17 protein-coding genes and 1 pseudogene are annotated in these 19,910 nt (G+C 62.0%); 8 read left to right on the top strand and 10 right to left on the bottom strand.

The window, feature by feature from the left end; all coding sequences use genetic code 11:
* Positions 1-235: 235 nt before the first annotated feature.
* The 5 genes from WNZ15_RS12970 to WNZ15_RS12950 form a co-directional block, all read right to left on the bottom strand.
* Positions 236-928 (bottom strand): rhomboid family intramembrane serine protease, encoded by a 693-nt coding sequence (locus WNZ15_RS12970; RefSeq protein ID WP_342893403.1) that lies wholly within the window; start codon positions 926-928, stop codon positions 236-238.
* A gap of 7 nt (positions 929-935) precedes the next feature.
* Positions 936-1,511, bottom strand: a complete 576-nt coding sequence (locus WNZ15_RS12965; RefSeq protein ID WP_342893402.1) for a cob(I)yrinic acid a,c-diamide adenosyltransferase — start codon at positions 1,509-1,511, stop codon at positions 936-938.
* An 81-nt stretch (positions 1,512-1,592) separates the two neighbouring features.
* Complete coding sequence (locus tag WNZ15_RS12960) at positions 1,593-1,790, bottom strand: twin transmembrane helix small protein (protein WP_342893401.1); 198 nt, start codon at positions 1,788-1,790, stop codon at positions 1,593-1,595.
* A gap of 57 nt (positions 1,791-1,847) precedes the next feature.
* Entirely contained in the window at positions 1,848-2,720 is an 873-nt protein-coding gene (locus tag WNZ15_RS12955; RefSeq protein ID WP_342893400.1) for an SDR family oxidoreductase, read from the bottom strand.
* A gap of 57 nt (positions 2,721-2,777) precedes the next feature.
* Positions 2,778-4,016: a ubiquinone biosynthesis hydroxylase gene (locus tag WNZ15_RS12950; protein ID WP_342893399.1), complete on the bottom strand. Its 1,239-nt coding sequence runs from the start codon at positions 4,014-4,016 to the stop codon at positions 2,778-2,780.
* 188 nt (positions 4,017-4,204) lie between these two features.
* Here WNZ15_RS12950 and tesB point away from each other — a divergent pair, with 188 nt between their 5' ends.
* Entirely contained in the window at positions 4,205-5,071 is an 867-nt protein-coding gene (gene tesB, locus WNZ15_RS12945; RefSeq protein ID WP_342893398.1) for an acyl-CoA thioesterase II, read from the top strand.
* Positions 5,072-5,256: 185 nt separating this feature from the next.
* Here the strand turns inward: tesB and WNZ15_RS12940 are convergent, their stop codons facing one another.
* Together WNZ15_RS12940 and WNZ15_RS12935 are read right to left on the bottom strand one after the other, a co-directional pair.
* Positions 5,257-7,056 (bottom strand): NAD(P)/FAD-dependent oxidoreductase, encoded by a 1,800-nt coding sequence (locus WNZ15_RS12940; protein ID WP_342893397.1) that lies wholly within the window; start codon positions 7,054-7,056, stop codon positions 5,257-5,259.
* A gap of 159 nt (positions 7,057-7,215) precedes the next feature.
* On the bottom strand, positions 7,216-8,961 hold the full coding sequence (locus WNZ15_RS12935) for a sigma-54-dependent Fis family transcriptional regulator (protein ID WP_342893396.1): 1,746 nt from the start codon (positions 8,959-8,961) through the stop codon (positions 7,216-7,218).
* 312 nt (positions 8,962-9,273) lie between these two features.
* On the opposite strand from WNZ15_RS12935, the pseudogene WNZ15_RS12930 reads away from it, so the two are divergent.
* Positions 9,274-9,792, top strand: a pseudogene (locus tag WNZ15_RS12930) (acyl-CoA thioesterase II); the annotation flags it as partial.
* Positions 9,793-10,237: 445 nt separating this feature from the next.
* A complete protein-coding gene (locus WNZ15_RS12925) occupies positions 10,238-11,758 on the top strand; it encodes a hypothetical protein (protein ID WP_342893395.1) in 1,521 nt (506 codons plus the stop codon).
* A 323-nt stretch (positions 11,759-12,081) separates the two neighbouring features.
* On the opposite strand, the gene WNZ15_RS12920 is transcribed toward WNZ15_RS12925, so the two are convergent.
* The 3 genes from WNZ15_RS12920 to WNZ15_RS12910 form a co-directional block, all read right to left on the bottom strand.
* Complete coding sequence (locus WNZ15_RS12920; protein WP_342893394.1) at positions 12,082-13,353, bottom strand: GTP-binding protein; 1,272 nt, start codon at positions 13,351-13,353, stop codon at positions 12,082-12,084.
* A 407-nt stretch (positions 13,354-13,760) separates the two neighbouring features.
* A complete protein-coding gene (locus tag WNZ15_RS12915; RefSeq protein ID WP_342893393.1) occupies positions 13,761-14,105 on the bottom strand; it encodes a hypothetical protein in 345 nt (114 codons plus the stop codon).
* Positions 14,106-14,289: 184 nt separating this feature from the next.
* The gene (locus WNZ15_RS12910) at positions 14,290-15,711 is read right to left on the bottom strand and encodes a D-alanyl-D-alanine carboxypeptidase family protein (protein ID WP_342893392.1); all 1,422 of its coding nucleotides are present in this window, start codon (positions 15,709-15,711) and stop codon (positions 14,290-14,292) included.
* A 469-nt stretch (positions 15,712-16,180) separates the two neighbouring features.
* Here WNZ15_RS12910 and WNZ15_RS12905 point away from each other — a divergent pair, with 469 nt between their 5' ends.
* From WNZ15_RS12905 to ureC, 5 genes are read left to right on the top strand one after another with little or no spacing between them, the layout of a single operon-like run.
* Entirely contained in the window at positions 16,181-17,035 is an 855-nt protein-coding gene (locus tag WNZ15_RS12905) for an urease accessory protein UreD (RefSeq protein WP_342893391.1), read from the top strand.
* 18 nt (positions 17,036-17,053) lie between these two features.
* Positions 17,054-17,356 carry an urease subunit gamma gene (locus WNZ15_RS12900; RefSeq protein ID WP_094073039.1) on the top strand — a complete coding sequence of 101 codons (303 nt, stop codon included), beginning with the start codon at positions 17,054-17,056 and terminating at the stop codon, positions 17,354-17,356.
* Between the two features lie 33 nt (positions 17,357-17,389).
* Entirely contained in the window at positions 17,390-17,695 is a 306-nt protein-coding gene (locus WNZ15_RS12895) for an urease subunit beta (protein ID WP_342893390.1), read from the top strand.
* A 17-nt stretch (positions 17,696-17,712) separates the two neighbouring features.
* The gene (locus WNZ15_RS12890; protein WP_342893389.1) at positions 17,713-18,132 is read left to right on the top strand and encodes a lysozyme inhibitor LprI family protein; all 420 of its coding nucleotides are present in this window, start codon (positions 17,713-17,715) and stop codon (positions 18,130-18,132) included.
* Positions 18,133-18,168: 36 nt separating this feature from the next.
* On the top strand, positions 18,169-19,881 hold the full coding sequence (gene ureC, locus WNZ15_RS12885; protein ID WP_342893388.1) for an urease subunit alpha: 1,713 nt from the start codon (positions 18,169-18,171) through the stop codon (positions 19,879-19,881).
* The last annotated feature ends 29 nt before the right edge of the window (positions 19,882-19,910 follow it).

Here is a 19,910-nt window from a genome sequence, read left to right as displayed (position 1 = left end):
TGACGTTAGGTTACAAATGGCGGAAAAGAGCCAATCGTGGCGCATGGCGGGGGACGGTACTGACCCGCACGGCGGCTGTCAATCGCGGTAAAAGGTCTAAGGCGGCAATTTGCCGGGACTGGAAAAACACGCGTCGCAACGGCGACAGTTCGGCAATGCAGCATTTGCGGGAAAACCGGGCCCGAAAACACGACAGGCCTGCGCCGGATTGTCCCGCCGGCCGTCCCCGGAACGTTCAGGTCAGGTTTTTGTCGAACAGCGGCACGCCCCGGCGCCGGAGGACCAGCACCAGCACGGCGCCTGCAGCCAGACCGCCGACATGGGCGATCCAGGCAACATTGCTGTCGGCGGCCGTGACCGCATTGAAGATCTGGTAGAGGACCCAGGCCCCCAGCAGCCAGAATGCGGTCAGCCGCAGTGGAATGCGGCCCAGGAACAGCACCCAGACCTTCACCCTTGGATGCAGCATCAGATAGGCCGCCACCACCCCCGAGACCGCGCCGGAGGCTCCGATCAAGGGGACTTCGGACCGTGTGTCCATCATCGCATAGGCAAGGCCGGCCGCGGCGGCACAGGCCAGATAGAACACCAGATAGCGCACATGGCCCATGGCATCCTCGACATTGTCGCCGAACACCCACAGGAACAGCATGTTTCCCAGAAGATGCATGAAGCCGCCATGCAGGAAGGAATAGGTCACCAGCGACATCCAGTCCGGCTGCATGCGCAGCGCTTCCGCCAGTTCGCGCATTTCGAAGAACACGACCGGGATGAGGCCGAAGGAATAGGACGACGCGCCGATGGCCTGATCGTCTCCAGCACCCTGGAACACCAGGAAGATGAGGATATTGGCGGCAATGATCGTCAGGTTCACGTAGGGGCGCCGGACATGCGCCAGCCCGTTTTGATCGTGGAGGGGAAGGAACACTGGGCGCCTAACGATTCTTGCCGGGAACCCAGAGAACGTCTTCCTCGCCCTTGCCGTTCATGTGGCGCGAGGCGACGAAGAAATAATCGGACAGCCGGTTCATGTAGCGCACGGCGGCGGGATTGATCCGCTCGCGCGCGGCAAGGTCGACCATCAGACGCTCCGCACGGCGGGACACGGTCCGGGCCAGGTGCAGATGGGCCGATGCCGCGCTGCCGCCCGGCAGAACGAATGATCTCAGGGGACTGATGTCGGCATTCAGCGTGTCGATGGCCGCCTCGATCGCCTCCACCTGGGCGTCCGTGATGCGCAGCGGCTCGTAGCCCAGGTCCTCATCGGTCTCCGGTGTTGCCAGGTCCGCCCCCAGATCGAACAGGTCGTTCTGGATCCGGTTGAGCACGGCATCCACTTCCGGAGCGGCCGCGCCGGTATGCAGCCGGGTCAGGCCGACCACCGCGTTGGTTTCGTCGACGGTGCCATAGGCCTCGATCCTGAGATCGTTCTTCGGCCGGCGCTCCCCGGAGCCGAGCGCGGTCGTGCCGTCGTCGCCGGTTTTTGTGTAGATCTTGTTCAGGACAACCATCGATCCCGTCCCCCCGTTTTGCCATCCGGCAGAATTAGAACCTGTTTTGGCAGGTCTGCACCAGAGCGTGCCTGTTTTTCGTCAGCGCCCTGCGCCGAAAAAGTAGAGCCCGCCCATCACCAGCACAAGGACCAGGAACTGCAGCCCGACCCGCCAGCGCATCAGCATCTGCGACCGGTTGGCCGGCCCGTTGCGGAACATGTTCCAGATCCCCAGCAGAAGCACGATGGCAACCGCCGCCATTCCGATGGGGACAAGAATGTTGAAAAGCTCTGCCATGGTGTTACCTCATATGGCCGGTGGAAGCCTGTTATCTGGCGCGGCACGACCGGAAGTCTATTTCTCGCCGTCGGCCGCCCGGATGCAGAAACGGTCGAGAAGTCCGGTCGGCAGCACCCTTTTTGCCACGGCCATGATCGTCGTCGGAACCGTGACATGATAACGCGCCTTCGGCCGCTTCGCCTCGAGCGCATGCACCAGCTTCTTGACCACCGCTTCCGGCGGCAGCTTGAACGGGCCCTGTTCGCCCGCTTCCATGCGCTGCCGGCGCTTTTCATAGGTCTTGTGGAACCGGGAGGCCTTCATGCCGTCCGCGCCGATCCAGCGGTCGAAATTGGCAAGCGCGTTTTCGGTGAACCGGGTCTCGATCGGACCGGGTTCGATCAGGCTGACGTGAATGCCGGACCCTCTGAGTTCCTGGCGCAGCGTGTCCGAATAGCCCTCAAGAGCGAATTTCGATGCCGTATAGGCGCCCCGGTATTTCAGCGCGACAAACCCGAGCACCGAGGAACATTGCACGATCCGGCCCGACCCGTGGGCGCGCATCGCGGGGATCAATTGCCGCGTGAGGTCGTGCCAGCCGATGAAATTGGCCTCGAACAGCGCGCGCAGCGCCTCTGTGGGCATGTCTTCCAGAGCGCCCGGAATGGCATAGGCCCCATTGTTGAAAACCGCATCAAGCCGGCCGTCGGTCCGCTCCAGCACGGCTTCGGCGCCGGCCCGGATGCTGGCCGCGTCCTCATAGTCGAGGCGGATCGCCTCGAAGCCCATGTCCGTCAGCCGGTCGACATCCTCCTGCCGCCGCGCCGCCGGGAAAACCCGCCAGTCCCGGCCGCGCAGGATGTGGGCCGCCGAGGCGCCGATGCCGGAGGAACTGCCCGTGATCAGGATCGAGCGCGGCCTGGGAAAACTCTCGGGATAATCATTCATTCAGGGGAATTCCGGCAAATGGCACCCGGCGAAAAGGATTGTCGGTCCGAAGTCCTATCAGATTGGCTCACCGGAAAGCAATTTCGGAACAGGTCCGGCAAAGCCCGCGGCTTCCTTGATGAAGCGGGATTTCAGGCCGGGCATGCGGTCGACCACGCCCAGACCGAAATCCCGCACCGCGCGCAGAACGTCGCTGTCGTTGGAAAACAGCCTGTTGAGCACATCGGTCACGACCCCCATCTGGAAGGTGTCGAACCGGCGCCAGCGCTGATAGCGTTCCAGCACATCGAAGCCGCCCGGATCCTGTCCGAGCCGGCGCGCGTCGATCACGACTTCGGCCAGCGCAGCGACATCCTTGAAGCCCAGATTGAGCCCCTGGCCCGCGATCGGGTGAATGCCGTGGGCGGCATCGCCGATCAGCGCGAAGCGCGGCTTGACGAAGTCCCGCGCCAGCTTCAGCCCGAGCGGATAGGCCCGGCGCGGTCCGTCCAGCTCCAGGGTGCCCAGGTGATGGCCGAAGCGGCGTTCCAGCTCCAGCTCGAAGGTGAAGTCGTCGGACCTGACCAGCCGGTCCGCATCCGCGGTCTTTTCCGTCCACACCAGCGACGACCTGTTGCCCGGCAGGGGCAGGATCGCGAACGGGCCCGCCGGCAGGAAATGTTCCTCCGCCCGGCCCTCATGCGGCCGTTCGTGCTTCACCGTCGTCACGATGCCGGACTGGCCGTAGTCCCAGTCGACCGTGCGGATCCCGGCGAGATCCCGAAGCCTGGAGCGCACGCCGTCGGCCGCCACCAGCAGCCGGCTCTTCAAAAGCGTGCCGTCCTCAAGCGCCAGCTCGACATGGTCGGTGTGGGTGCGGAATGTCTCCGCCATGCCCGGCGCGAAAAACGACACGCCCAGCGCCTTTGCCTCCTTGTAAAGCGCGGGCATCATCACGCCGTTGGGCATCATGTGCGCGAAGGGCTCGCCGTCGGCGGTCTCGCCGCCGAAGGTCAGAAAGACCGGCCGGACCGCATCCCGCAGCTTGCTGTCGGTGACGATCATGTCGTTGATCGGCTGGGCCTTGGCCGCAATCTTGTCCCAGATGCCGAGCTGGCCCAGCATGCGCGAGGCCGCCGCCGCGATGGCCGAGGCGCGCGGATCCTTGTGCAGATCCGCCATCGGCTTTGGATCGACCACGGCGCAGGCCAGGCCCGGATCGCCCTGTTTCAGCGCGACCGCCAGCGACAGGCCCACATAGCCGCCTCCCGCGATCACCACATCGAACATGTCCACGGCGTTCTTTTTCCTGGCCATTGTCTTCCGCTCCTCGTCTTCGGCTTCCCCAAAGACATCTTGACTTTAACGTCACCTGCCGTCCAAGAGTGGTCTCGGCAGGCCGCCGCCCCCGGCCACTGCTCCGGCATCTTTCGGACCTTATCTAGAGCGCTTTGCGCTCGAATTGAACCATTTGACCGTATAACGCTTTAACAGGGATCACGCCGATGAACACGGCCATTGACAACCTCCTCGGGATTCTTGACCTGGAACCGCTGGAACGCAACCTGTTCCGTGGTCGCAGCCCCCAGGTCGGCTGGCAGCGCGTGTTCGGCGGCCAGGTGATCGGCCAGGCCCTTGTGGCCGCCTCCCGCACCGTTGTCGAGGACCGGCATGTCCATTCGCTGCACGGCTATTTTCTCAGACCCGGCGACCCGGCGGTTCCGATCATCTACGAGGTCGACCGCATCCGCGACGGCGGCAGCTTCACCACGCGGCGCGTGGTCGCGATCCAGCATGGCGAGGCGATCTTTTCCATGTCCGCGTCGTTCCAGCTGCGCGAAGACGGCCTTGAGCACCAGAGCGCCATGCCGGACGTGCCGTCGCCGGACGACCTGCCCAGCGAACAGGAGCTGAAGGACCGGTTCCTGTCGATGGCACCGGAAAACATCCGCAAATACTGGGAGCGGGAACGGCCGATCGAGATGCGGCCGGTCGACATGACCCATTATTTCAGCACCAAGCCGCTGCCGCCGCAGCAATATGTCTGGGTGCGGGCCACCGGTCCCTTGCCGGACGACGAGCGCATCCATCAGTGCGTGCTGGCCTATTCCTCGGACATGACCTTGCTGGACACGTCCCTGTTCCCGCACGGCACCTCGGTGTTCAACCCGAAGATCCAGGCCGCCAGCCTCGACCACGCCATGTGGTTCCACCGCCCCTTCCGCGCCGACGACTGGCTCCTCTACGCCACCGACAGCACCTCCTCCTCCGGCTCGCGCGGCATGAACCGGGGATCGTTGTTTACGAGGGATGGTGTGCTGATTGCGTCGACGGCGCAGGAGGGGTTGATTAGGTTGCGGAAGGAGGGGTGAGGGTTAGGACGCACGGGAGATCCGACGCGACTCGGCGCACCAGTTGGGAGATCGGTCGCTTGGCAACAAATGTCAGCTTCATTCCGCAATACGACATTGCAGTATCGAATGATCGGGCACGCTGGTTCACCGAAGGCAGTGAAGGAGCGTGCCCGGCCTCAAAAACCTGGACTCGATCCGATTGGTCAGCTCAGGTGGTGGACCTCCTGCAGTCTGTACACGGGTGTCGGGATACCCTCCATCCGCGCCTTGATCTGCAGCGACAGGAACTGCGAGTAATGGCGCGACTGGTGCAGGTTGCCACCATGCATCCAGAGGTTCGGCACCTGCGTCGGCTTCCACATGTTGCGCTGTTCGCCTTCCCAGGGCCCTGGATCCTTGGTGGTATCTGAGCCGAGGCCCCAGCATTTGCCAAGGGTATCCGCCGTCTCCTGACCCATCAGGTCCGCCACCCAGCCGTTCATCGAATTATAGCCGGTGGCGTAGACAATGAGATCGGCGTCGAGATGACTGCCGTCGTCAAGACTGACCCCGGTCTCGTCGAGCGAGACGACCTGGCCACGCTTGAGCTTAATCTCGCCGTCGATGATGAGCTGGCTCGCGCCCACGTCAATGTAATAGCCCGAACCGCGGCGCAGGTATTTCATGAACAGGCCGGACTCGTCATCCCCCCAGTCGAGCCAGAAACCAGCCTTTTCCAACCCATCGTAGAATGCAGCATCGCGTTCTTTCATCTGCGCATAGGCCGGGATCTGGAACTCGTGCAGAATCCGATAGGGCAGTGAGGCGAAGATCAGATCGGCCTTTTCTGTCGTCACACCATTGCGGACCGCTTCCTCGGAGTAGAGCGCACCCAGTCCGATCTCCATCAGCGTGTCCGATCGCACGATGTGTGTGGAAGACCGCTGCACCATGGTCACGTCCGCGTCGTGTTCCCAAAGCGCGGCGCAGATGTCATGGGCCGAATTGTTGGAGCCGATGACGACCACCTTTTTGCCGGTCCATTTGTCCGGCCCGTCGTGTTCCGACGAATGCTGCTGCACACCCTTGAACCTGACCATGCCGGGGAAGTCGGGCATCCGCTTCTTGCCGGACATGCCGGTCGCCATGACAAGTTGCTTGGGACGCAGCACCACCTCTTCGCCGTCGCGATCCACCACGACAGTCCATTCCCCCGTCTTCTCGTCGAAGCTGGCGGACTTGGCAGTTGTGCGGCTCCAGTAGTTCAGCTCCATTACCTTGGTGTACATTTCCAGCCAGTCACCAATCTTGTCCTTTGGGGCAAATACCGGCCAGTTCTCGGGGAACTTGATGTAAGGCAAATGGTCGTACCAGACCGGGTCGTGCAGGCAGAGTGACTTGTATCGCTTGCGCCAACTGTCACCGGGCCGGTCGTTGCGCTCGACGATGATTGTCGGCACGCCGAGTTGGCGCAAGCGGGCGCCGAGCGCGATGCCGCCCTGACCGCCGCCAATGATCAGACAGTAAGGCTGGGTTTTGTAGCCAAGCTCCGCAGCCTCGCGTTCACGTTCTTCCTTCCAGGTTTCGCGGTTCTTCCCGGCTCCGTGCCTGGCGCCGAGCGGGCGCATGAAGCCTGCCGGCTCCTCATGCCCCTTTAACTCGACCATCGTGGTCAGCAGGGTCCAGATCTTGCCGTCCTTCAATCGCACAAGACCATAGCCCTGCGCCATTTCAGTCTCGAACTGGATCCATGCGGTAGTGACGCCATCATCTTCGGTGGGAATCTCGCCCTCGGCCAGTTGCCAGTTGCTGGGCCTGGTCGTGGCCAGTTGGTGCTTCAGCATGTCCTCGACCTGGTCCTTGCCCTCAATCGTCTTGAAGTTCCATGTGAACGTCACAAGGTCGCGCCAATAACAATCGTCCAGAAACATATCCCGCGCTTTGGCAATGTCATTTTGAGTCAGCGCGGCGCCGAAACCGTCCAAAAAAGCCTGAGTCCGGCCGGCAACAGTCGTATCGAGCATGTGCTCCTCCCTTTTCGTTTTTGGTGTTGGTCCTCCGGCACCACGACTATCAAGCGGACGCGCTGGCAAGCAACGGCATCTGGTCCTGACGCAGGGTAATTGTGAATACACATCGCGCGGCCGTTGCGCCTGCAACGGCCGCGCAACGGCCGTGTTGCGTCAAGCCGGTGGCGTAAGGCCCGCCTTCCGGATGCGCCGAAGCATGGTCGAACGGTTTACGCCCAACCGCCGCGCCGCCTGCGCCATATTCCAGCCGCAGGCCGCCAGCAACGCTTCCAGTTCGTCGATACCGTCCGGTTCTGGCTCGGCCCGCTTCGGCGCAACGGGCAGGTCCGGCAGGTCAATGACCAATCCTTCGGACATCGCAACGGCGACGTCCAGAACCTGCTCCAGTTCCCGAATATTCCCGGGCCAAACGCGCGATTTCAGATCGGCCCTGGCTGCGGAGGACAAGCGTATATTTGCAGTGCAGCGCCAGCGAAGCAGACGGTCGATGAGCCAGTCCAGGTCGGCACGGAGGCGCAGCGGCGGCAATGCCAGGGTGTTGCCCGCGACGCGATAGAACAGGTCGTCGCGGAGAATGCGCGACAGTTCAAAGGCCGTACAGCGGCAGGAGGCCACGATGCGAAGATCGGTCCGCCCGTCGAGCATCGTCAGCAGGGCGGATTGCCCGTCCGGCGGCATGTCTTCGATTCCACGCAGAAACAATGTTCCGGGCGTCGCATCGGCAAGCAACTCGACTGCGCCTGGTCCGGTGCAGCGAATGGCGTGAAAGCTGCGGTCCTTGGGACCGGTCACATGGATGGCACGGGCCAGTCTCTCCTTTCCGGTGCCGGTCTCGCCGGTGATCAGCAGCGGCACCTGCGTTGGCGCCAGACGCGCAGCCTGCTCCAGAAGACCCCTCAGCGCCGGATCCCCCCCGGCAAAGCTGCCAAGTGCTCCAGGCAGGGCCGGTTCACGCTGCCTGAGCGCGGAGATCGTCAGCGGGGTCTGAGGCGCTATGGCATGGCCGAACAGGCAGCGCCCGTCCTTCAGCCGCAACACCCGCTCTTCGGTCGGCCGTCCACGCATGAGGTCCGGCAGGTTGTCCATCGACAATTCCAGCCAATCGTCGATCCGCGAGCCGATCAGGCCGCCGCCCACTTCGGGATCCAGCGCCGTTCGCGCCCCCGATGTCATGCCGACGATTCGGCCCGAGCCGTCGAGCGCCACAGCGGCTTCGGGATCAACTTCCAGAAACTCGGGGTTGGTCGAGAAACGAAGTACCCATTCTCGCCGGGTCGTCGCCATCAAGTTGGCCATCTCGACCCGCCGTGCCGAGGCGGTCACCAACCCCATCGCAAGATACTGCGAGGGTTTCGGCGAAGGCGAGCGCAAGAGCGAAATATCGAGCACCGCAGACAACTCACCCTTGGTGTCGAAGATCGGCGCCGCTGTGCAGGACAACGGTATATGCGCGAGCCCGAAGTGATCACCCTGGTGGATGGTGACGGCTTTCCCGGTGACAATGCAGGACCCGACACCGCAAGTGCCGGCCAAGTCCTCGGTCCAGTTCGAACCGAGATAAAGTCCGGCCTGACGCAAGTGGTCCTCGAAACGAGGATCGCCGAAGAAATCGACGCAAACACCCTTTGCATCGGCGAGGAGCAACACATAGTTCTGTCCCGCGACCTGTTGAAAAAGCGTTTGGAGACCCGAGCGGGCCGTGGCTATGAGTCTTTCCGACTGCTCGCGGTGTGCGCGCAGCTCGGACTCGGTAACGACATGGGCGGGGTCCGGCCGCGAGGGATCCATGCCATAGCTCTGAACACAACGCCTCCAGCTCTCCGCGACAAGACTGTCGCGCCCGGTTTCCACCCCGCGCAGCACACGGTCGATTTCGTCGACATGTTCGAGATCAAGCATCGCGTCCTCCCAAACGTTGCCCAGCAGTCAGGATAGCGCGTTGACCGGATCAGCGCCATCCGACCTTGATTGGCATGGTCACTGCGAGAAAATGGGGTCGTTCGCACGCTTACCAAAGGTCGTCGGAATGGGGTCGAAACCTGCAGCAGTCCACTTTCCAGCGAATGTCCGCTTAGGTACCCAGCGTGACGTAAATTGCCAGTCCGCCCCGACCCACGCACGCCCGTCCCCACCCCCCTACCGCACCGGACTGGTGAACCCCGACACCGCCAGCGGGTTGTCGCTCAAGGCCTGGTGGTCCGGCGTGTCGGGCACCAGAGCACCATGCCGGACGTGCCGTCGCCGGACGACCTGCCCAGCGAACAGGAGCTGAAGGACCGGTTCCTGTCGATGGCACCGGAAAACATCTGCAAATACTGGTAGCGGGAACGGCCGATCGAGATGCGTCCGGTCGACATGACCCACTATTTCTCGAACAAGCCGCTGCCACCGCAGCAATATGTCTGGGTCCGCGCCACCGGTCCATTGCCCGACGACGAACGCATCCACCACTGCGTGCTCGCCTATGCCTCCGACATGACCTTGCTGGACACGTCCCTGTTTCCCCACGGCACATCGGTGTTCAACCCGAAGATCCAGGCCGCCAGCCTCGACCACGCCATGTGGTTCCACCGCCCCTTCCGCGCCGACGACTGGCTCCTCTACGCCACCGACAGCACGTCGTCATCCGGCTCACGCGGCATGAACCGGGGGTCGCTGTTCACAAGGGATGGTGTGCTGATTGCGTCGACGGCGCAGGAGGGGTTGATAAGGTTGCGCAGGGAAGGGTGAGGAGGCATCCCCGGAGACGATACGCCTTTGCAACTTGCTGCACTCGTGAGCAGATGGACCGCAGGGTGAGGAATGGCGAGTTTGCGCGCCTTTTTCGATTGCTCGCAGATCTCGGCTCGACCTGAAATGCTACCCTCATGGCGAGGTTTCCGTAAGGCTGTTGTCGGCGGGAAGTGGTGGTTTGCTGCGTTATGCACGAATAACCAAATTGCGCAGAAAACTATCAATGCAAAGCAGCTGTTGTAAGCCACATCGAGCGCCGTGCTCGACCAAAAGCCGTCAGACATTCATTGAGTATCTAAGCGCCCTGAATATCCTTGATCAGCAGACACCCTTGTGGGTGGCAAAAAAGTTGCACTAACCTCAAACACACCTACTCTAGAACTGATGCAGACAAACTATTTGGATATGACATTTCACAACTCAGTTTTAGTCGGAGGGTAGCATGAGAACTGTAGCGAGATTTCAGCTTACGACCGCTGATCAGCCAGAAGAAGCATACTCGCTTGTTTTTGATGAAGTCCAAAGATGGCGCGACGAGAAGTACATCTTAGAGGACGGCGTATGGCAAAATCGCAAGTTCGGCGGACAGGCGGACTTTGAGGAGAAGGTCGGCGGTCAAGACAGCTGGAGTTCATATGCAATAGTGTCCAAGCAATCGACGGGACAGGCTGCCATTGAAATGGTCGCAAAGGCCCTTCTCTTCGAAAACAAAACGTATCTCTTATGCGAAATTCGGGCCATAGATGCCACCGGTAATTTTATGCGTCCAAATATCACGATCTCCGCTCCAGGTTTTCTTAAGAGCATCCTGTCCAAGGATATCTCATGGAGACACGCACGCGGAATAGATCGTGTGTTTTCGTCGGCGTTTGAGGTGGATGAAGTATCGTACCTTCAGTTCGAAAGGCTTTTGCTTGCTGACGAGAGGCAACTGCCACTGATTGTTGTCTCGAGGGACTTTGGCTCACAGCTAATACCCGGACTCTCACAAACCATGGCAGAGAGAGGCGCTGGCGTTTGCCATGTGGTGACGATTGACGAAGATGTATCCTGGAAGATGACGGAAAATCTTGGGAGAGATTGGTCCTGCTTCAACGGTGCGATACGCGTTTTTTGGCCGAGAACAGTTCTTTCCTCACATCCGAAGAAGCATCCACTATGGATGGCAGATCGGCTCCACGCCCGAATTGAACACTCGCGAAACCCAAAAATTTATGCATCGGACCTCATTCTAAGGAGCGTGTTTGAGGCATCTTGCTACATACCCTCTCCAAAGGAGTTTGAGGACGTAGAAGCCCACAGCTTGGAGGTTGGCTACAGACAGGCGCGTCAGGAGCACGAAGACAACAAAGACTACCAGAGTTTGGCGGAATCATACGCAAGAGAGGCGGACGAACTCAGGAGAAAACTAGCGCTGCTTCAGCAGGAGAAACGCACCGCCGAAGAGAACCTTCAAGCACTGATGGTCGCGAACAGCGGAGTATTGGTAGAACATTCTGCCGATCTTGATGAGCGAGATGAAACCCCAGAATTTCAAACGGTTAAGGAAGCTGTGGAGTTCTTTCGCAAAAATTCTGGCGCATCCATTGCGTTCCCAGATGACCTTGCGGATCAACTCGACTCAATCATTCCTACTGCCGGACCTCCCCAGAAGCTGTATCTCTACCTTCTTGCACTCCGCTCTTTAACCGAGGAGTTGCAAGAAAAAGGAAGCCTGGGGAACACGGTAGTAAATTGGATGAAGGATAAAAACGTAGATTGCAGCGGTGAATCTGAAACAAAGAAAGCCTCTGGACTATTTCAGTTTTCCGTTGCTGGTCAGAGCCGTGATTTTGAGTTGCACCTAAAGGTGAGCAATGCAACATCCCCTGATCGCTGCATTCGCATCTACTTCACAAATCAATCCACCTCCCCTTTTGTCCTGATTGGATGTATCGCATCGAAAAAATACCTGAACTTGTAATAGCTTGGACCATAGGACTGTTAAAATTTGCTCCTTCTAAAAGCTATTCAGAGTTGAGTGAAGTGCCGTTGCTAACTGAACAGCATCTGCAAGGCCAACAACCTGCATATTCCGCAGGCATAAGCCAATTCATGATTCGTTGGGCACGGATAACTGGAGGGGCTGCGGCCACAATCCACTGCATTTCGAATGTAATAACCAATATGTGTCAGGAGCGCTAACACATTTAGGGCCGACGAATGTCAGCTGAACCCAATCAGCGCCCGCAAACAGACAACCTCATCCAGTCACCACCACGCGCCCAAACCCTCTCACACCACCCCTCACCGCACCGAATTCGTAAACCCCGACACCGCCAGCGGGTTATCTGTCAGCGCCTGGTGGTCCGGCGTGTCGGGCAGGAGGGCGCCTGAAAAGGCCTCGAACATCTTGCGCACGAAGCCTTCCGGCAGGTCCTTGGTGATGAACACGATGCGCGTGCGGTGATCGTCGTCCGGCCAAGCGTCCAGGGTCGCGGGCGGATGGAAGACGTGCTGGACGCCGTGAATGACCACCGGACGGTCGGGATCCTCGGCGATCTGCACGATGCCCTTGACCCGGAGCAGCTTGGGCCCGTGCGCCGAGCGCAGCAGATCCAGAAACATTTCCAGCGCCGAGGCGGGGATCGGCCGGTCCGTCGACAGGGTGAACGCCCGGATCGCATCGCTGTGCCGGTTCACGTCATGCGCATGATCGTGGCCATGGGAATGCCCGTGATCATGGCTCTGCCCGTGCTCATGGCTGTGATCATGACTGTGCTTGTGGGCATGCCCGTCCCCGTGTCCATGAGCGTCCGAGTGGCCATGATCATGGTGATGCCCGTGCGGGTCCTCATAGGCTTCGGCATTCAGCCAGGCGGCCACGTCCGGGATCTTGCTGGCGGGATCGTAGAGGCCCGCATTGAACAGCTGGGCCACGGTGGCCTCGCCGGACTGCGCATCCAGCCGCCGTGCACCGGGATTGAGCTCCCGGAGCCGGTTCTTGAGGCCTTTGAACCCGGCCTGTGCGTCTTCCGAGCTCAAGAGATCCGTCTTGGTGAACACCAGCCGGTCGGCGACGGCGGCCTGCTTGCGGGCTTCCTCGTGGTTGTCCAGCGTCGACAACCCGTTGACCGCGTCGACCAGCGTGATCACGCTGTCCAGCCGGTAGCGCATCACCAGGTAGGGGTGCAGCATGACCGTGTGCAGGATGGGGGCCGGGTCGGCCAGACCCGTGGTTTCGATGACCACCCGGTTGAGCTTGTCCATGCGGCCGTTGTCGAGGCGGCGCAGCAGGTTTTCCAGGGTGGTCACCAGATCGCCCCGGATGGTGCAGCACAGGCAGCCCGAAGCCAGTTCGACGATGCCGTCGCCGGCCTGGTCGACAAACAGGTGATCGAGACCGATCTCGCCGAATTCGTTGATGATCACCGCCGTGTCCGCCATGGCGGGATCCTTCAGGATCCGGTTGAGCAGGGTGGTCTTGCCGGACCCCAGGAAGCCGGTCAGGACCGACAGGGGGATCGGGGGCTTGGGTCCCTTTTGCTGCTGCTGCGAAGACGGCGACGGCGAGGCCATGAGATATTCTCCAGGTGGTCCGCGCCCGCACGGACGGCGGCACGCAGGTTGCCTGCAGACACATAGGCAGAAAGCACCGGCAGCGCAATCTGGCCAAGCCTGCCGTGATGGTCTGAACCAGTCCGTGCATCCCCGGATCGGGACAGGTGGGGAGACTGCCCGGTTTGGTGACACCCTCTCGATCTGTCATCCCGGGCAAGTGCAGCTTCGCTGCATGCTGACCCGCAATTCAGCGCACATGCCGCGCCTCGGGCGCGTCAAAATAAATGAGATCAATCACTTGAAGGGGTTAGGTGCTCGCGTCGCTCGCGCTGATCCGCTGGGTCCCGGGTCAGCGCGCAGTTTTGCTGCACTTGTCCGGGATGACGGCCTTGGTGTGCATCAACGGCCCGAGGCGATGACCCCGCCTATCCGGCGTTCAGCACCGCTTCGTCGTCCTTGTCGCTGTCCTTTTCGGCAGCCACGTCGGGGCCCGCCAGCGCGACGATCTTGCCGTCGACATCGTTTCCGCTCAGGTCCATCGGCGTCAGGTCCTGGACCACCTCGGCCTCGTCGCCGAACGCTTCTTCGTCGGCGTCGGCCTCGTCCGGATCCTGTTCATCCGCATCGACCACCAGTTTGACGGCCTCGGCGGCCTTGCGAAGGGTTGCGATCACCTCTTCGACGGACGCCCCGTCTTCCAGCTGGTTGGCGGACAGCTCGGCCAGGCTGGCAAGGGCCCGGATAGTGGCTGTGGATCTCGGTTCCATCATGGGGCGATCTCACGCGTTGTGTGTTTCGGCACGTTCTGTACCCGAAATGACCCTGCGGGTGTCATGGCATTTTCTGGTCGGGCCACGGCTTTTTCAGAGAAATGCTTACGACACTGTTAAGGAGCAGCGTAAATAAATGGTTAATACAACCGATAAGCTTCGACTGGAACCTGCGGGATCGGGATCACTGCCTGCGCGGGCTCGGGGCGGGAACCGGCACGGTAAAATCCAGCCCCTTGCGGAAAATCGAGCCCGGCGCAACGGCCTGCGCCGTGTCCGTGGCCGCTCCCGGCCGGGCCACCTCCGCCTGCGGTATGCCCCCCGCGACACTGGCTCCGGCAACGGCGGCCCCGGCGACATTGGCCGCCGCTGTTGTCTGAAGCTTCTGGCGGATCTGGATTTGCGCGCGCCGAACGGGATTGGCCGCCGGCAGGGGAATGTCCTCGGCCGGAATTGCCACGGCGACCGCGGCGCTGCCGACGGTGGCCGGCGCGGCGTCCGGCTTGCCCAGACCGACCTGCAGCGGACGATAGGCGAGACGGCGCGGTCCCAGGGTCCGGTCGAGGATCTTGGCCCAGTCCGGCTTGCCGTTGGCAAGCGTGAAGCCCGCTTCGTCGACCTTGACGTCTTCCCGGTTGGCCTTGAAGAACAGGAACCCGCCCTGCTTCTCGTTTTCCATGTCGAACCGGGCCATGTAACCCTTCGCGCCCGGGCTCCTGTTGCGCCGGCAATAGCCGTCGGCGGGCGGCCCGGCCGAAACGCCGGTCAGGCTCTTGATGTTCCTGCCGCCCCGCTTTCGGAAGCCTTCATCGAACAGTTGCCGCGCAAAGGCCGTGCGTTCCAGGCCGGAGCCGGCCCCCAGAATGATCGCGATCAGCGTGCGCCCGCCCCGGGTCACCGAGGCCGAGACATTATAGCCGGAATTGCAGATGTAGCCGGTTTTCATGCCATTGGCGCCGGGCACGCGCAGCAGGAACTCGCGGTTGGCCGAGCGCAGGGCCTTCTTGCCGAAGCGGATGCCGGGATGCTTGTAGAATTCGCGGGCTTCGGGAAAATCGCGCCGCAAGGCCATGGCCAGGATGGCCATGTCGCGGGCGGTCGTCACCTGGCGGTTGTCCGGCAGACCGTGCGGATTGGTGAACCGGCTGCCGCTCATGCCCAGCCGGGCGGCTTCGGCGTTCATCATGGCGATGAACCCGGCTTCGGACCCGGCGACGGCTTCGCCCAGCGCAACGGCAACGTCGTTCGCGGACTTGATCAGGATGATCTTCAGCGCCGTGTCGACGGTAAAGCGCGTGCCGACCTTGAAACCCATCTTGCTGGGCGGCTCGGACAGGGAATTCTTCGACTGGACCACGGCGGAATTGAGCGTGATGTGACCTGCGCGAATGGCCTTGAAGGTGACATAGGCGGTCATCATCTTGGTCAGCGACGCGGGGTACCATTGGCGGGTCGCGTTGTTTTCCTCGATCACCGCGCCCGACTTGGCGTCGACGAGCACATAGGCGCCGATGTCCGCCTGCGCCCGCGCCACCGGCAGCAGCAGGACGAGAGCGAGCATTGTCACGAGGACAGAGGTCAGGCGGCCAATCTGGCTTCCAGTCACAGAAATTCCTCGCTTGTCATCCCGTCAGGACCCGAAATCGCAGCACAGCGACCGATGTTCCCTAAAAAACCGGAACATGCGGCCCAGATCAACGGGTTTTCAATCGAAATCGATTGATAATCCGAAAAGTTGATCGATCCATTAAGGTGTTCGGGCATCTTGGCTGCCTCCAGATGACCCCGCGAGAGACTCAATGGCAACCCTTTCGTGCTTTCTGTCCAGAGCCGCTTTTTTCACCAGTTGCTGAAATTTTATGCAAACTGCAATCGCGACGTTCCTTGGCCGTTGATAAAGTGAGAGTTTCGCTCCCGGACAAGGAGGGTCTGCTGCGGCCCCCGTTTCTGGCCCGGCTCTTGCTTGAATTGCCGTCGGCGCTCTGCCGGCCGCAGTCCGGACGGCACCGGGAGAACCTGGCGGCAGCGCCCATTGATAAAAACACGAGGCCGGCGGCCCGGGAGGCGGATCGATCATGCTGGATGCTGCAAAGGCATCGGACTTCGAGGTGAGCCCGCACGCGATGCAGCGTGTGAGGGCCGAGGCACGCATCGGCTTCAAGGCCGCCGGAGGCCGGACGCGGCTCGCCGACCTCTATCAGAGCGGATCCGCCAAGATCAGGCTTCCAAAGGTCTATGACACCCCGGTGACCGCCGTCCTGATCAATACGGCCGGCGGCCTGACCGGCGGCGACAGAGTGTCCTTCGCCGTCAATGCAGCCGCTGGGACACGCGCAATCGTGACCAGCCAGACAGCGGAACGGGCCTATCGCAGCAACGCCGGCTCGGCGCGGGTGACCGGCCGCTTTTGCCTGGAAGCCGGCGCGGACGTCGAGTGGCTGCCCCAGGAAACCATCCTCTTCGACGCCTCCCGTCTGAAGCGCCAGTTGCACGCGGACCTGACGGGCGACGCCCGGCTGCTGATGCTGGAATCCGTGGTGGTCGGCCGCGCCGCCATGGGTGAACGGGTCGGATCGGTGCTGTTCACCGACACTTGGCGCCTTCGCCGCGACGGCAGGCTTGTCTTTGCCGACGACATTCGCCTTAAAGGCGATCCCGCCCTCTGCCTGCGCGGTCGGGCAACGGCAAAGGGCGGTGTCGCCGTCGCCACGCTGGTCGATTGCGCCCTGGACGCCGAAGACCGCCTTGACCGGGCCAGGAACCTGCTTGCCGATCGGACCGGCGCAGGCGTGCAGGCCGCGGCCAGTGCATGGAACGGGTTGCTGATCGCACGGTTTGTGTCCGAAGATGGGCGCGGTCTACGCAGCGCCCTGACAACCTTTCTGACCGGATACCGCGGCATGGAACTGCCGCGTGTCTGGCATTGCTGATTTGAAGGAGCATACTTCATGAACCTGACCCCCCGCGAGAAGGACAAGCTGCTGATTTCCATGGCGGCGATGGTTGCGCGCCGCCGCCTGGAGCGCGGCGTGAAGCTGAACCATCCCGAAGCGATCGCCCTGATCACGGATTTTGTCGTCGAGGGCGCGCGCGACGGCCGCAGTGTCGCCGACCTGATGGCCGCCGGCGCCAATGTGCTCACCCGCGACCAGGTCATGGAAGGCATTGCCGAGATGATCCACGACGTCCAGGTGGAGGCCACCTTTCCGGACGGCACCAAGCTCGTCACCGTGCACGAACCGATCCGCTGACACCCGCCGCTGATTTACCCGAAGGAGACGACCATGATCCCCGGAGAACTGTTCCCGGCCGAAGGCGACATCGAACTGAACGCCGGTCTTGAGACGGTCACTGTCGATGTGGCCAACACCGGTGACCGGCCCATCCAGGTCGGCAGCCACTATCATTTTTACGAGACCAACGAGGGCCTGTCCTTCGACCGCGAGAAGACACGCGGCATGCGTCTGGACATCCCGGCCGGAACGGCTGTGCGGTTCGAACCCGGCCAGACCCGCTCGGTAACCCTTGTCCCCTATCAGGGCGACCGCACGGTCTACGGGTTCAATCAGAAGATCATGGGTGCGCTCTGAGCGCACCGGAGAAGATGATGATCCGAGCACTTCCCCTTCTGGCCGTTCTGACCGTTCTGGCCGCGGTCACCTTCACCGGCGCCCGGGCGCAGGAGAACATCGACTGCGGATATCCGCTCGATGACAGCCAGCGCAGCTATTGCGCCGACAAGGCCCTGGAAGATGCCGGCACGAAAATGCGGGAAGCCTATGAGCTTCTGGCCGCACGGGTGAGTGAACTGGATGCCGCCTTGCCCACTGCCCTCAAGGGGGCGCCCGCCGCGCTGAAGGAAGCCCAGGCCGCCTGGGAGACCTATGCCGGCAAGGACTGCAAGGCCTACGCCTTTCCCTTCATGGGTGGCCCCGGCGGCAGCGACGCCTACCGCAATTGCCTGATCGTGCTGACGGTCAAACGCACCGACGACCTCACCGCCACGGTTGAGGACTATTCAAATTGATCGACCGGATTTCTGATCGCCGATTGGAGACTAAAAATGTCCTTTAAGATGCCTCGCGCCGCCTATGCGGACATGTTCGGACCAACCACCGGCGACAGGCTGCGCCTCGCCGACACCGATCTCGTGATCGAGGTGGAGAAGGATTTCACCACCCATGGCGATGAGGTGAAATTCGGCGGCGGCAAGGTGATACGCGACGGCATGGGCCAGTCGCAGGCCCCCCGCTCCGCCGGGGCAGTCGACACCGTGATCACCAATGTGCTGATTGTCGACCACTGGGGCATCGTCAAGGCCGATGTCGGCCTGAAGGATGGCCGCATCACCGGAATCGGCAAGGCCGGCAATCCGGATATCCAGCCCGGCGTCGAAATCGTTGTCGGACCCGGCACCGAAGTGATCGCCGGCGAGGGCCGCATCCTGACCGCCGGCGCGCTGGATGTGCACATCCATTTCATCTGCCCGCAGCAGATCGACGAAGCGCTGATGTCCGGCGTCACCACCATGCTCGGCGGCGGCACCGGCCCGGCCACCGGCACGAACGCCACCACCTGCACGCCCGGGCCCTGGCACATCACCCGGATGCTGCAGGCCGCCGACAGTTTCCCGATGAACCTGGCCTTTGCCGGCAAGGGCAACGCCTCGCTGCCGGCCGCGCTGGAGGAACAGATCCTGGCCGGTGCCTCGGCCCTGAAGCTGCACGAGGACTGGGGCACCACGCCCGCCGCGATCGACACCTGCCTCTCCGTTGCCGACGAATACGACGTCCAGGTGATGATCCATACCGACACGCTCAACGAGAGCGGCTTCGTGGAAAACACCACGGCCGCCTTCAGGAACCGCACCATTCACGCCTTCCATACGGAAGGCGCCGGCGGCGGCCATGCGCCGGACATCATCAAGGTCTGCGGCGAGCTCAACGTGCTGCCGTCCTCGACCAATCCGACCCGGCCCTACACCGTCAACACGCTGGAAGAGCATCTCGACATGCTCATGGTCTGCCATCACCTGGACAAGTCCATTCCCGAGGACGTCGCCTTCGCGGAAAGCCGCATCCGCAAGGAGACCATCGCCGCGGAAGACATCCTGCACGACATGGGAGCCTTCTCGATCATCGCTTCCGACAGCCAGGCCATGGGCCGGGTCGGCGAGGTCATCATCCGCACGCTGCAGACGGCGCACAAGATGAAGGTCCAGCGCGGCCGCCTTTCGGAAGAGGCCGGCGAGAACGACAATTTCCGCGTCAAGCGCTACATGTCCAAGATCACCATCAATCCGGCAATCGCCCACGGTCTCGACGAGCACATCGGCTCGGTCGAGGTCGGCAAGCTCGCCGACCTGGTGTTGTGGGACCCGAAATTCTTCGGCGTCAAGCCGGACATGGTCATCAAGCTCGGCACCATCGCCGCCGCGCCCATGGGCGATCCCAATGCCTCCATCCCCACACCTCAGCCGGTCCACTACCGGCCGATGTTCGGCGCCTTCGGCAAGGCCATGACCCAGAGCCGCGTGACCTTCGTCTCCCAGGCAGCCTACACCAACGGGGTCAAGGACAAGGCTGGCCTCGACAGCCTGGTCCTGCCGGTCAGGAACACCCGCGGCGGCATCTCCAAGAAATCCATGGTGCTCAACGATGCCACCCCGGACATCGAGGTCCATCCGGAGACCTATGAGGTCCGCGCCAACGGCGAATTGCTGACCTGCGAACCCGCCGAGGTCCTGCCCATGGCGCAGCGCTATTTCCTGTTCTAAGCTCCGCGCAAAACTGAAACACGGAGCAG

It is taken from the genome of Roseibium sp. AS2 (assembly GCF_038900065.1).
In the GTDB taxonomy this organism is placed as follows: Bacteria; Pseudomonadota; Alphaproteobacteria; order Rhizobiales; family Stappiaceae; genus Roseibium.
The sequence above is the reverse complement of the archived record's forward strand: the minus strand, read 5'-3'. Positions and strand labels throughout refer to the sequence as shown.

Bases quoted from the DNA above. Each gene is read 5' to 3' on its own strand.
- WNZ15_RS12900 (WP_094073039.1), top strand. From the start codon at position 17,054: ATGAACCTGACCCCCCGCGAGAAGGACAAGCTGCTGATTTCCATGGCG.
- WNZ15_RS12955 (WP_342893400.1), bottom strand. From the start codon at position 2,720: ATGAATGATTATCCCGAGAGTTTTCCCAGGCCGCGCTCGATCCTGATC.
- WNZ15_RS12935 (WP_342893396.1), bottom strand. From the start codon at position 8,961: ATGCTTGATCTCGAACATGTCGACGAAATCGACCGTGTGCTGCGCGGG.
- ureC (WP_342893388.1), top strand. From the start codon at position 18,169: ATGTCCTTTAAGATGCCTCGCGCCGCCTATGCGGACATGTTCGGACCA.
- WNZ15_RS12965 (WP_342893402.1), bottom strand. From the start codon at position 1,511: ATGGTTGTCCTGAACAAGATCTACACAAAAACCGGCGACGACGGCACG.
- WNZ15_RS12940 (WP_342893397.1), bottom strand. From the start codon at position 7,056: ATGCTCGATACGACTGTTGCCGGCCGGACTCAGGCTTTTTTGGACGGT.
- WNZ15_RS12890 (WP_342893389.1), top strand. From the start codon at position 17,713: ATGATCCGAGCACTTCCCCTTCTGGCCGTTCTGACCGTTCTGGCCGCG.
- WNZ15_RS12915 (WP_342893393.1), bottom strand. From the start codon at position 14,105: ATGATGGAACCGAGATCCACAGCCACTATCCGGGCCCTTGCCAGCCTG.
- WNZ15_RS12920 (WP_342893394.1), bottom strand. From the start codon at position 13,353: ATGGCCTCGCCGTCGCCGTCTTCGCAGCAGCAGCAAAAGGGACCCAAG.
- WNZ15_RS12905 (WP_342893391.1), top strand. From the start codon at position 16,181: ATGCTGGATGCTGCAAAGGCATCGGACTTCGAGGTGAGCCCGCACGCG.
- WNZ15_RS12950 (WP_342893399.1), bottom strand. From the start codon at position 4,016: ATGGCCAGGAAAAAGAACGCCGTGGACATGTTCGATGTGGTGATCGCG.
- WNZ15_RS12925 (WP_342893395.1), top strand. From the start codon at position 10,238: ATGAGAACTGTAGCGAGATTTCAGCTTACGACCGCTGATCAGCCAGAA.
- tesB (WP_342893398.1), top strand. From the start codon at position 4,205: ATGAACACGGCCATTGACAACCTCCTCGGGATTCTTGACCTGGAACCG.
- WNZ15_RS12895 (WP_342893390.1), top strand. From the start codon at position 17,390: ATGATCCCCGGAGAACTGTTCCCGGCCGAAGGCGACATCGAACTGAAC.
- WNZ15_RS12960 (WP_342893401.1), bottom strand. From the start codon at position 1,790: ATGGCAGAGCTTTTCAACATTCTTGTCCCCATCGGAATGGCGGCGGTT.